At 36.8% G+C, this 11,399-nt stretch carries 11 protein-coding genes, 1 pseudogene and 1 other annotated feature; of the genes and pseudogenes, 1 reads left to right on the top strand and 11 read right to left on the bottom strand.

Annotation, left to right across the window (positions count from 1 at the left end; all coding sequences use genetic code 11):
* Positions 1-123: 123 nt before the first annotated feature.
* The 6 genes from JCM10991_RS06670 to JCM10991_RS06650 form a co-directional block, all read right to left on the bottom strand.
* Positions 124-1,434, bottom strand: coding sequence for a sensor domain-containing diguanylate cyclase (locus JCM10991_RS06670; protein ID WP_081781959.1), 1,311 nt, complete (start codon positions 1,432-1,434; stop codon positions 124-126).
* Between the two features lie 290 nt (positions 1,435-1,724).
* Positions 1,725-2,333, bottom strand: coding sequence for a cadmium resistance transporter (locus JCM10991_RS06660; RefSeq protein ID WP_025020924.1), 609 nt, complete (start codon positions 2,331-2,333; stop codon positions 1,725-1,727).
* 585 nt (positions 2,334-2,918) lie between these two features.
* Complete coding sequence (locus JCM10991_RS15760) at positions 2,919-3,533, bottom strand: DUF8462 domain-containing protein (RefSeq protein ID WP_225349939.1); 615 nt, start codon at positions 3,531-3,533, stop codon at positions 2,919-2,921.
* A gap of 26 nt (positions 3,534-3,559) precedes the next feature.
* Positions 3,560-3,721: a hypothetical protein gene (locus JCM10991_RS15755; RefSeq protein ID WP_225349938.1), complete on the bottom strand. Its 162-nt coding sequence runs from the start codon at positions 3,719-3,721 to the stop codon at positions 3,560-3,562.
* A gap of 14 nt (positions 3,722-3,735) precedes the next feature.
* On the bottom strand, positions 3,736-4,020 hold the full coding sequence (locus JCM10991_RS15750) for a hypothetical protein (protein WP_225349937.1): 285 nt from the start codon (positions 4,018-4,020) through the stop codon (positions 3,736-3,738).
* 504 nt (positions 4,021-4,524) lie between these two features.
* Entirely contained in the window at positions 4,525-6,168 is a 1,644-nt protein-coding gene (locus JCM10991_RS06650) for an APC family permease (protein ID WP_025020923.1), read from the bottom strand.
* A 1,514-nt stretch (positions 6,169-7,682) separates the two neighbouring features.
* Positions 7,683-7,919, top strand: a binding site (T-box leader).
* 64 nt (positions 7,920-7,983) lie between these two features.
* Here JCM10991_RS06650 and JCM10991_RS06645 point away from each other — a divergent pair.
* Positions 7,984-8,937 (top strand): ketopantoate reductase family protein, encoded by a 954-nt coding sequence (locus JCM10991_RS06645; RefSeq protein ID WP_025020922.1) that lies wholly within the window; start codon positions 7,984-7,986, stop codon positions 8,935-8,937.
* Positions 8,938-9,131: 194 nt separating this feature from the next.
* On the opposite strand, the gene JCM10991_RS16140 is transcribed toward JCM10991_RS06645, so the two are convergent.
* The 5 genes and pseudogenes from JCM10991_RS16140 to pgmB all read right to left on the bottom strand — a co-directional run bounded on the left by JCM10991_RS16140 (position 9,132) and on the right by pgmB (position 11,213).
* A complete protein-coding gene (locus JCM10991_RS16140) occupies positions 9,132-9,257 on the bottom strand; it encodes a hypothetical protein (protein WP_263640294.1) in 126 nt (41 codons plus the stop codon).
* Positions 9,257-9,397 (bottom strand): hypothetical protein, encoded by a 141-nt coding sequence (locus JCM10991_RS15745; protein WP_035188254.1) that lies wholly within the window; start codon positions 9,395-9,397, stop codon positions 9,257-9,259. The genes JCM10991_RS16140 and JCM10991_RS15745 overlap by 1 nt, the downstream gene beginning before the upstream one ends.
* Positions 9,360-9,485 carry an AbrB/MazE/SpoVT family DNA-binding domain-containing protein gene (locus tag JCM10991_RS15740; RefSeq protein ID WP_225349940.1) on the bottom strand — a complete coding sequence of 42 codons (126 nt, stop codon included), beginning with the start codon at positions 9,483-9,485 and terminating at the stop codon, positions 9,360-9,362. Before JCM10991_RS15740 ends, JCM10991_RS15745 begins: the two co-directional genes overlap by 38 nt.
* A 321-nt stretch (positions 9,486-9,806) precedes the next feature.
* Positions 9,807-10,379: a helix-turn-helix transcriptional regulator gene (locus tag JCM10991_RS14465; protein WP_025020921.1), complete on the bottom strand. Its 573-nt coding sequence runs from the start codon at positions 10,377-10,379 to the stop codon at positions 9,807-9,809.
* 162 nt (positions 10,380-10,541) lie between these two features.
* A pseudogene (gene pgmB / locus JCM10991_RS12995) lies at positions 10,542-11,213 on the bottom strand (beta-phosphoglucomutase).
* Positions 11,214-11,399 lie beyond the last annotated feature (186 nt).

The raw sequence follows: 11,399 nt of genomic DNA, 5'->3' as shown, positions 1-11,399 counted from the left end.
ATAAATTCTTACATGAACTTATGATATTACTTGGAGTTAACTACAAGTCAAGCCTTTTGATAAAAAAATTCGCAAACAAAAAGAAGCTACGGTCGTCCCATAGCTTCTTTATGCTGACTAAAGTTAACGTCGACGATTATGCCCACTTTGTTGGTAAAATGCACTTTTTTCTAGGTACATACGCTCATCTGCCAATGCGATGATTTCCTGAGGCTTTTTGTCAGGATATTCATCTAAACTGACAAACCCCACCGACATTGACAATTCTTTTACTTTTTTGCCATGCCAATTTGTACATAGTTCATGAAGCCTTTGGCGCAAGATTTTACCAGATTCCGGTGTTGCTTTAATCACAGCGACAAATTCATCACCACCAATGCGGTAGACCTTCCCACCAGCAAAGCATGTTTTCATGCACTTAGCGGCTCCCATCAGTAACTCATCCCCAGCTGCATGTCCCAAGTTATCGTTGGTTCTTTTCAATTCGTTGACATCAATCGCAAAATAGAGATAATTACCATCGGTCGGAATGCGTGCGAGATTTTCATCGTAGGCCCGGCGGTGAAATAATCCCGTCATCTCATCATGATCGAGTTGCTTGGCCTGTTCAGCTAGACGCCTTTCTCTATGTAGCGTGGTAAAAGTAAAAATAACAATCAAACTAATATACGCTATTAGCGAGGTACTAATAACGGTCATCAGACTTTGAGCGGATTTGTTAGCTTGACCTTGAAGCTTCTTTTCAGCTGCGGATGGAAAACTCATAACCAAAGTCCAATGCGTATCTTTAACTGGTACCATTCTGATATAGGAATTGACACCGGAAGTTCCAAAGTATTTCATGGTTAAAGTTTTATGGGTAGACATCGTGGTTAACATCTTCTTAATCATTCGGTCACGATCTTTACCGGGGTTAGGATTAGTATCGGTGATATTTTTGACCATATCAAAATTATGCTCGGAGGAATAAAAAAGAATTTTTCCACGTTCATCACATAAAAAAACATTAGCTTTGAAGTCGTATATGTATTCTTTTAACAATGTTTCCACTGACTTTTTGCTGGTTAAACCAGCTAAAACGCCGACTATTTCCCCAGCTTGTTTCACAGGAGCATATGAAACAATTGCGCGGGCCCCTGTCTCAGTCATGAGAGTGGTAGTTCCAGTTTTACCTTTCATCCCCTGCAGATAGAAATCCTTATGTTGATAATCTCCTTCGAGATTATTACTAGTATAACCATGGCCAGACGCATTAACATAAATTAGGTTTTCAAAATCTTGGCTACCGCTAAGTTGTCTTAGTTGCTCAAGATAATTACCTTGAGGTAACTCGCTTGCCCAACTATTTGCTAAACGAGTAACAGCACCAATTTTTAGTTGGAAGGTCGTTTGAACCAGCTGATTTTTTTGCCGGGTAGATTCCATAAGATACATTTTATCTTATGGAAGTAACCGACGTTCGTTTGCTTGATAAAATCTCTGAACACCAAAGAAAATGAAGATCCCTAGTAAAATCACCAAGAAAAGATTGATGATAACAATTCCTCGAATTTTTGATTTATTCTTAGTTTGCGTATACATATTTTTATTACATCCTTTTTCATATCATACCCTAGGACTATTATACGTTTTGCACTTAAACTATACAACCATATTATTAGATCAAGTATTTGGGAAAATAAAAAACGCCTCTTGTAAGCAAGAAACGTCTTAAATATTCAGCTTTAGTGTAACAATAGCAATAAATGATTAATAGTGCCACTTTCGTACATGATATAGCTACCAAGGCCAAGATAAATGATGGCACTTACCCAGCGACCATACTTTTCAATAATCGTTGTAATCATTGGAATATGAAACAAGATAATCGCTGTTAAAAAGACCAGAACTAACATCACTGCAAAGGTCAATAGCGTCAGGTAAACTTCACTTGCGACCTGCATAGAGGCGAATAGTGGGGTATAAATACCAATATTATCAGCACTACAAGACGTAATGGTAATCAAAGCTACATAGCGACTAAGTTTAAAACCACTAAAGTCGGCTTGGACTTGGTCATCATCAGACATCCCTTGCAAGATTAATTTGCAACCAAAGTAAAAGGGAATGATTCCTAAAAATCCGAGAATCCATTCTTCGGGGATGATGTGTAAAATAACGCCTAAAGTCAAAGATCCCATAACTAGGACAAATGAGCCCATAACATCACCTAAAAATACATCTCGAAATTTGTACCGGGATTGACTTTGGGAGAAGAAGGCCATCAATAGAACCAAATAATCAATATTAGTAGATAGATAGGCAGTAGCTGCCGAAAAAATCGTGTGAAACACAAGTTAACCTCGCAAAAAAATTAATACTCAAATTTTAGGCTAAATCAACTGATACGTCAATATTGAGATACGTCATCTTTTACACTGTTGCTTAAGCTTTCCAAATAACTTATTTTATTTTTAGAAAGGCGAACATAAGAGAAAGTATCAGAGGAAATGGAGTTCCTTTGTTGTTAATAATCTTTCTAAAATATATACCTTTTTCGGAAAGATAGAATTAAAAAACTAACTTCCAAATTTTTCGTCATATTTTCTTCAAATTTCTGTCGTATCTTTAAAGCATAGCTAATAACATTAAAACTTTTTTCATACTAATACTTTCCCCTTAATCCACGTTATTTCCCCATGCGACGTGGATTTTTTATAATCAAGTTTACTAGTTTCAGCATACATCTAAAATACTGTTTGCAAACCATATTTGATAGGCTAACCAACTTAGTGTCAAATATAACAAAGAGCATGAATACCTTATTTGACAAGGAATTCATGCTTTTAATTGACGAATTGTATTTTATAATGTTCCGGGACTACTATCTATTTTAAATAAGTCTCTTTTTTGAAAAATATCATTCAAAATTTCCCCTTTTATAAACTTTCCAGTAACATCTGCTCTTCTAGATAATTTCCAAATGCTGGTAAAAGGAAGGATACATAACCATAATCGGTAGCCACAATAATTTGGCTGTCAATTAACTTACGTCGGTAAACAGAAAGATAGTTAGCTGGCTTTTGAAGCACCGCACCAATTTGCGCATTTTTAATTTTGTCACCGCCAATTTGAGCCATAGCCTGCAGGTATTCTTTTTCTTTGACCGTCAAACTACCATAAATCCGCAGATAAACATTCCGATAAAGTATTTGGTGGAATTCCTCGAGAACGGCATCAACTGTTGCAATAGTTAAAGTAGTTTCAGTGCTAGTTTCTAAGTGATCCCAAAGCAAGTAACCTAACAATTGAAAGGCATAAGCAAAGCCCGCCGTTTGTTTGGCCATGTAAAGTGCGGGTTTTAACTCAAGCTTGTAGCTTCCTTGCTTAAACAGCATTTGGTAACTATCTTTAATAATCATTAAATCCAGTGGGTTTAAGACAATACGATTAGCGCGCAATAAAAAGGTTAAGACATCATCGTTTTGCAACTCAGAAACATTTTTCGGTAAACCAGCCATCATTAAAGCAACCGCTAGGTCCTCACGAATCATTAACTGGTAGTAACTAATAAACTTCCTTAATTCTGGCGTCGCTTAATTTCATCAATGGTAATCAGAACCTGAACACCCTGTTTCTTCAAATCCCGCAGTAAGTTAAAAAGAATGGCCTGATAATCAAGGCTATGTTTTTCGGCACTAAGACTGGTACCAAGTTCTAGTCCTAAAAAACTAACTTTCAAATCTAGCTTGGCAGTTAGTTTTTCTGGTTAATTTGATTTTGAAGTTGACTCAAAATCGACAAAATTAAGTCGCTCTCCAAAATAAGATTAACCACTAGCCAATCTGCATGTTGACTAAGAGCCTTAGCAATTTCCGTCATCAAAGCGGTTTTCCCAGAGCCCCTTTGGCCGTAAATTAAGGAAGTTTGGTACAATTTATCGCCTTCCTGGATTTTTCTAATTGTTTCTTGGGCTAATAATTGTCGATCAATAAAATTATCAGGCACACTCCCGAAACTTGGACTAAATGGATTCTTCATACAGTCCTCCTCTTTTTATAACTTTTTATAACTTAGAATTAATTTTATAACTTTTTATAACCTCAGTCAATTAATATTCCTAAAAAGATAGTCAAAACTTTTTGTGGGTAACACTTTAAAAATACTTTAAAATCAGCATTTTGGGAAAATTATATTCAAGAATTCAAAATAATCTTTGTTACCAGCATAGAAATGCTGATATATCAACATTCCGTAAATGTTACATAAAATTGTTTTTTAACATCGTACTAATAAAAATGGCTACTAAAGGTGCTTTAAAGGCCTAGACGGGACCATCATAAAACCGATTAATATATTTTTTGCATATCCCTGGTTCAGTTACTCAATCAAATCATTTTACTTTTTCGATTTTAAACCGATTTTCTATAACTTCGTACTTTTCCGACAAAAAGTTTAATATTTTTAAAACAATTATAAATTTGAAGATAAATATTGTGAGAAATTAATCTTACTAAAAAAGTCGCTCAAGGCGACTTCATATTTTTAAATATCCATTTCAATTCTAGATGGGTGTTTACCGGGCTTACGACGAGCGATCAACCAAACAATAATTAAAGCTAAAATAGCTTCAACAACAATCATCCAAACACGCCCAGGTAATTTCGTCCCACCTAGCCAAACATCAATGATGATGGAACCTAAAATCATCCCAATAATAGCCCGCCATTGGTACTTATCAAAAGCGTAACCATATTGGTCTTCTCGCCGTCGAATTGATGGCAAGAGCACACCTAACCCAACTAAGACCACGATAGAAACGATATTAATAACTAATTCATACCACCAGGTATTGGAGAGCATCTTAACATCTTGGGGGGCAATTCCCAGGATTGTAGCAATAGCAGTAACTACCAACAAAATCAATCCCACCGTCCAAGCAATCTTATCGTTTTTGATAAAGACGTATTCAGATGGGTATTTGGCCTTATCACGTCCGCGAATCCGCATAAAGGAATAGAAAATCCAACAAGTTACGGCTGGCGAGATAATCCCGTTTAAGTTTAATAACCAGTTGAAGACGTCATTCATTTCTGGCAAGAAAACCCCTAAAATCATAATAAAACCACTTAAAAAAACAGTTAAGGCGTAACCATTGACTGGTAAACCTTGATCGTTAGTTTTCTTGAGGAATTTTGGCATGAACTTGTCACCTGTATCGCTGATTAACATCCGCGTCATGGCATCCAGTAAGACGGCCATCAAAGCCACGTTATATGCTAAAGAACACCAGGCATAAATGTAAACAAGGCTTTTACCAATTCCAAATTGTTCCCCCATAGCACCAAAGACATAGTATTCACCATTCATTTTCAAGTCATTAGGCATGTGATTAGCGTCAATATAGATTCCTAAAGCTATCGAGCCAAAAAAAGTCAAGAAAACTGTCATCAAGGCTAACATAATCATAGATTTAGGAAACTCTCTTTGAGGATGTTTCATCCGTGTTACATAAGGTGCAACCAATTCACAACCGTTAACCGCATAAATCAGCATCCCTACCGTAGAGAAGTATTTGAGGTCAAATTTAGGAACAATACTGTTCCAAGAAAATTCACTAGCTGTATGACCACCGCTCATAGCCAGGCCGACAAAGGCCATCAAAACAAAGAGAATGGTCATACCGAACATTGCAATCCCCCCGATGTCAGATAAGATTTCCAAGGAATTTTTGAACTTGTGGGATAAAAGAACCACCAACAAGAATAAAATAAAGGAAATCAAAGTAAACATGGGTGTAGAAATTACACTAGTATCTTCGAAGTCGTCCGTCCCGGTTAACCCCCAGCCGATATCAACGAGGAAGCAGTTCGCTGTATCAATAACGTAAGGAATAGAAGCTGCCCAGTAGGTCCAGGCAGTAAAGTAACCGAGAAATTCACCATCAGTTCCTCGTACCCAAGAAGACAATCCGCCCCCTTCATGATTAAAGACGGAGCCTAATTGCCCCACCATCAAGGAATAAGGAATCACGTAGAAGAAGACCATAATTACCCAGGAAGTCAAGACGGCCATTCCTTGGTTTTGGAAGTTGTACATGATGTCTTCTAAACCAATTACCGTGACAAAAGCCATCATAGCAAGGGTTGGCCAGGTTATGTATTTACCCTTTATATTTAATTCATCCATTTTAATTTCTCCATTTCAGTTATTCAAGTTATAGATTAGTATCTAATAACCAGGAGATTTATTTTGTGAAAGCACAAGCTACCCTCCCTAAATAAAAATTTACAGTTAATAATTTTACTATCGTTCATCTTTTAAAGCAATGCCTCTCCAAATTTAGATAGTCAAAACTTTTTATATTTTTAATTTTTCCCAACGCTAACTATTGCCTTGTTCAATCTAGAATTTGACGTTAACTCCCTAGTTTGAGGGTTTTCGTAATACTTATCATTCTTCGTGTGTTTCTTTAGCTTTCACATACGAATTTCAAAAATGTCTATTTTGTTGTACACAGCATCTGGACCACAGCTAATGTATTGATTCCTTCGACACTCCACGCCATAGGGAGTGAGCGACTTATGTGCCCTTAGTAAAGTCCCCTGGGGATTGCATATAGCTTTATTGTATCCCTCGAGATAATGTTTTTTTGATTATAATCATTGTACCATTAGGAGTTGTTTTGTGAATTTAGTTAAAAAATTTACCTATCAAAACTTTTGTCCGTCTCTATGGAACTCTAATATCCAAGCGGCTATCGCATTGGCTCAAAAACAAGGATTTATAGTAGTTTAGTTGTATTGATAAAAAAGTTTAACTAATTCTACTATTATTTGGTGTGCCTTCTTTTTTAGGAGGCTATTGTTGTGTCTCAAACTAAATTTCTTTCAAACTTAAACCACTTGAGAAAACGGTTGCGGTATAATCATTGACTGTTGAACTATCCTTGATTGTTAGTCTTCTTGAGGAATTTTGGCATGAACTTGTCACTCATATCGCTGATTAACATCCGCGTCATGGCATCCAATAAGACGGCCATTTCTTAGTTTTGGAAGTTATACATGATGTCTTCTAAACCAATTACCGTGCAAAAAGTTATTCCTAGATTTTGATTTTTGCACAAAAAAGCCCACCTTCGGAAAAAAGTGAGCAATTATGTAAAAGTCGTTGTGAAAACAACGACTAGCACAAACTAAAAAATTATTTTTGAACTTAGGTTTTGCAACCATACATTTAACAACTGTATGTTAGCATACAGTTGAGAAAAGTGCAACCATTTTTATGTAAAAGCGAGGCACGACTCGCAAGTGTTAAATGTATATAGGTTGCGCTACTTAAGCTCTACTTCTTAGGAAAGTAGAACTCCACCACAATCTTAATGATTTTGACAATCACAAGAGCTACTGTGCGTAGGCGCACAACACATCAAAAAGTGTGCTATGCACATCTCCACCTCCTAATCACCGGTAATACTTATATGCTGTCGTGTCAACTTATAAGCATTACTACTCCGGAGTAGTGTGACCTTTTAGGTCACGGAACCATTATACATTCAAACTTTCCCGCTATCTATTTGAACGTTTAAAATGCTGTCACGTAATTATCAAATTGAAATGTAAAATACTTACCGAAAAATTTGAAAAAAGTAGTTGCTTTTTAATACAATTAGGTGTAAATTAATTATAAATTAAAAAAAGATTTGTAAACCAATGGAAAAGCAAAGTAAATCTTAATTAAGCTTCAGAGAGTCTCGGTTCGCTGTGAAGAGATAGTTGCGTTAAGATTGAAAATCCCTTTTCTGGGTTAGAGTGAAACCATAAAATTAGTAGCTTTGACTGGAACTGTCCCATTATCGACGGAGCATCTAAGTTTTGTTAGATGGTTGAGGCCAGGAAACTGGTAAATTGAGGTGGTACCACGCTCATAGCGTCCTTTGAAATTAGTTAGTTCAAAGGACGCTTTTTTAATCTGTTACATAATATTTTTTAGGAGGTTTTTCGTATGAAATTTACAGTTGTTGGAGCCGGAGCAATGGGCTTACGTTATGGTGTTTTATTACAAGAAGCTGGTAATGAAGTAGAATTTGTGGATGCTTGGCAACCACATGTTGAAAAAATGAAGGAACAAGGTGGCGTTTATGTTAAACGTGATCATGAAAATCGCCACTTAGTTCCCGTTAAAGTCTTTTATCCTGAAGAATATCAAAATACTGACGCGGATGTATTAGTATTCTTTTTAAAGCAAATGCAACTTGCTGATATGCTAGAACGTTGTAAGCATTTCTTTACCGCCGACCAATATGTCCTGACAGCAATGAATGGGATGGGTCACGTGGATAAATTACTCAATTACTTTAAACCTGAAAAATTATTAGCTGGAACCGCCCTAGTAGCGACCGTTCTTGATGGCCCAGGAGAAGTTGACTTCATCGGTAAACCTGGGGCGGGGACGATGAATCTCGCTAATTATACCGAACAACCAGATGAAATGACTCATAAAGTAGTGGCCGAACTTCAAAAGGCTAACTTTAACCCTACTTTAACCACTAACTTCCAAGGAACTTTAATGGCTAAAGTTGTCTTTAACTCCGTTGTCAACACTTTATGTACCCTCTTTGAAATCACAATGGGTGAATACGCTGCCTTTGCAAAAGCTGATGAGCTTTCTGTTGCATTAATTAACGAAGCCTATGATGTTTGTGAACGTGCTGGGATTGAAATGATAAATACCCGCCAAGAAGAATTAGAATCCGTTAACTATGTAAGTAAGGTTGCTAACCCTCTTCACTACCCTTCAATGTACCAAGATATGTCTAAAAATCGCCCAACAGAAGTCGATTACATCAATGGGTATCTTGTTAAGTTAGGGCGTAAATACCACTACGAAGCACATACACATGCCTTTTTAACTAATTTGGTTCACCTCGCAGAACACACCCGTCAACACAAAGCCTAATATTTGCGCAAAACACCCCCAAATTTTTCCAAGAGAATTTGGGGGTGTTTTTAGCTTTCTGAAGCGCCACTAATACTGTCAACACCACTTTCTTTTTGGTGGAAAATAAGCCTTTTCCAGATTAGCCTGGCTATTAACGGTTAATTGTAGGACTCCGTCAATATCTTCACGAATTTCTAGAATATGCATGTTGACTAATTAGCAACTTTAAACACCATTACTTTTTTTCGACCAACTTTAATTACCAAAGCAGGGCGGACTTTGGAATCATTTGCATCATCAAAAGGTACATTAGCAATATAGATATCCATTGATTCCATTAGCCATTGACCATCCGATCATGAAAATCAGGTGCTTTTTTAGGGTCATAGTGACCATTCTCATCAAATTCCACTTCTTCAACTGGAATTTGCTTTACTAAGTCAGCCCAGTCTAACGCAGTTGGTAATTTCTCTACCATTCAGCTCAAAAGATACTTTACTCCCTTTTTCTAAACCTAAAGCTTCTCTAAGTGCCACCGGAATAACAATTTGTCCTTTTTGCGACATTTTTCCAATAAATATGTTTGCCACTGTAATTCCTCCTCGTAATTTAAACAATTTTCGCATTAAAACATTATATTTCTTCAGTTACTCTTGATCTTTTTAACTACTTCATGACTGATTGTTATTTAATCAAAACAACTATACATTTTACGTCTTATTTGCATTATACAAAAAAAGAAGCCACTGTAAATTTTTTGTAAAGTACTGCATGTCATTGTAAAGTAAGTTATAATAAAAAAGACTCTTAGCATGAACCAAGAGTCAAGCAAGGTTTAGGAAAGTCGTCTCAGCAAACTTTAGCGGGTTTAGAGACGGCTTTTTAAGTTAGCCTATGAATAAATAAGCTAGTAGTAAACCGATAAAGGGGCCGCTTAAAATTAAAAGAAATTGCAGTCCCATAAGCAATCGGTGTGGTTGGTACTTTTGTGGTTCGGAAATCTTACCTTCACTAAAAGCTTTAATGTCTTTGAAGGTTTTGAGCTGATATTTACGGTTAATTTCTTGCATTTGAACGGTAAAGAAAATTACCATCAGCCAAGCCATCCCCGCAGCTCCTAAGCAAATATCGCTTACCGAACCCGTGGTTAACATGGAGATAAGAAAAAGTCCCCCGCTAATCACCATTGCAACCACCATTTCAATTGTAAACGCTCGATGTTGCTTAATATCAAGGTAGTTAATTGTTTCTGTCATGATATCCAAGTCCTCCTTAAAGAGTTCAGCCGGATCAAGATTAAAAGCTTCCGCAAGTAACTTAATATTGTAAATATCAGGATAGCTTTTATCATTTTCCCAATTAGAAATAGTTTGTCGTGAAACCTTAATTTTTTGTGCTAAGGTCTCTTGGGTCCAATCCAACTGAGTCCGGTAATTTTTAATTTTTTGACCAATTTTCATTTTACTTTCCCTCCTTGCTCAAGGTCCATGCTAGCAAAAATTCCCGAAACCGTCTATCAAAATCCTTTGACATCCCATGGTATAAAGCTTTCTTAGTGGTTTGTCAAAAAATTTAGCCTGCAAAAAATCACTGCAACTTTCATCACAGTGATTATTCAATCTTTATTTATGATAACGCTTGAAGGCTTCCGCAAGTAAAGGGTAGTTAAGGCGGTTAGTCGCTGGTACTACCACATCAGCTTGAATCAAGTCGGCTTTATCACCCACAGCGATAGCAACCATCCCCGTAGCTTTAATAGCTTGAACCCCAGCGGTGGCATCTTCCACCCCCACGCATTGACGAGGATCAACACCTAAAGCCTTCGCACCAGCTAAAAAATATCTGGCGCAGGCTTACCATGCGCGACCTTAGCTGGATCGACAATAGCATCAAAAGTTGCAAATAGGCCAAGATTTTTCAGGATAAAAGGTGCGTTCTTCGAAGCCGAAGCAACAACAAGCTTCACCTCATGAGCCTTTAAATCTGTCAGTAATTGGCTAATTACTGGCAAAATGTCATCCTGTGTTAATTTAGAAATTACTTGGACATAATGATCATTCTTCTCATTAGCCATGGCATTGACTTCTGTTTCCGTAAACTTGTCCGTCATTCCCGTAAATTCCAAAATTCGTTCCAAGGATTCAAGGCGACCAATACCTTTTAAATTCGTTTCAAACTCAGCCGGTAAGGTGACTGCCAATTTTTCGTGTTCCAACCAACCGACTCCAAGCCTCAAAGTGAAATTTAGCCGTATTCGTTAGTACACCATCTAAATCAAAAACTACTGCTTGCATAAAAAGCCCCTTATTCCAAGACTAATTCTTGACCATTAACTAAGTCATGGATTCTTGGAGCCGTTTATTTTTCTTATCTAGGGTATGGGTAATAACCTTCCACGGATCAACTTCAAAAATTCTTTGCATAATTAAAATCCTCTCTATCAAAACTAGTGCAATTCACACTAAAACAACGGATAAAAT

It is taken from the genome of Ligilactobacillus equi DSM 15833 = JCM 10991, from assembly GCF_000615765.1.
Lineage (GTDB): Bacteria > Bacillota > Bacilli > Lactobacillales > Lactobacillaceae > Ligilactobacillus > Ligilactobacillus equi.
Note: the sequence above shows the minus strand (reverse complement) of the source record. Positions and strands in the feature narration are given on the sequence as shown.

What these genes read in the sequence shown, in the direction of transcription:
- JCM10991_RS06670 (WP_081781959.1), bottom strand. Translation starts at nt 1,434, where the DNA reads ATGTATCTTATGGAATCTACCCGGCAAAAAAATCAGCTGGTTCAAACG.
- JCM10991_RS15760 (WP_225349939.1), bottom strand. Translation starts at nt 3,533, where the DNA reads ATGATTCGTGAGGACCTAGCGGTTGCTTTAATGATGGCTGGTTTACCG.
- JCM10991_RS15750 (WP_225349937.1), bottom strand. Translation starts at nt 4,020, where the DNA reads ATGAAGAATCCATTTAGTCCAAGTTTCGGGAGTGTGCCTGATAATTTT.
- JCM10991_RS06650 (WP_025020923.1), bottom strand. Translation starts at nt 6,168, where the DNA reads ATGGATGAATTAAATATAAAGGGTAAATACATAACCTGGCCAACCCTT.
- JCM10991_RS06645 (WP_025020922.1), top strand. Translation starts at nt 7,984, where the DNA reads ATGAAATTTACAGTTGTTGGAGCCGGAGCAATGGGCTTACGTTATGGT.
- JCM10991_RS16140 (WP_263640294.1), bottom strand. Translation starts at nt 9,257, where the DNA reads ATGGAATCAATGGATATCTATATTGCTAATGTACCTTTTGATGATGCA.
- JCM10991_RS15745 (WP_035188254.1), bottom strand. Translation starts at nt 9,397, where the DNA reads ATGGTAGAGAAATTACCAACTGCGTTAGACTGGGCTGACTTAGTAAAG.
- JCM10991_RS15740 (WP_225349940.1), bottom strand. Translation starts at nt 9,485, where the DNA reads ATGTCGCAAAAAGGACAAATTGTTATTCCGGTGGCACTTAGAGAAGCT.
- JCM10991_RS14465 (WP_025020921.1), bottom strand. Translation starts at nt 10,379, where the DNA reads ATGAAAATTGGTCAAAAAATTAAAAATTACCGGACTCAGTTGGATTGG.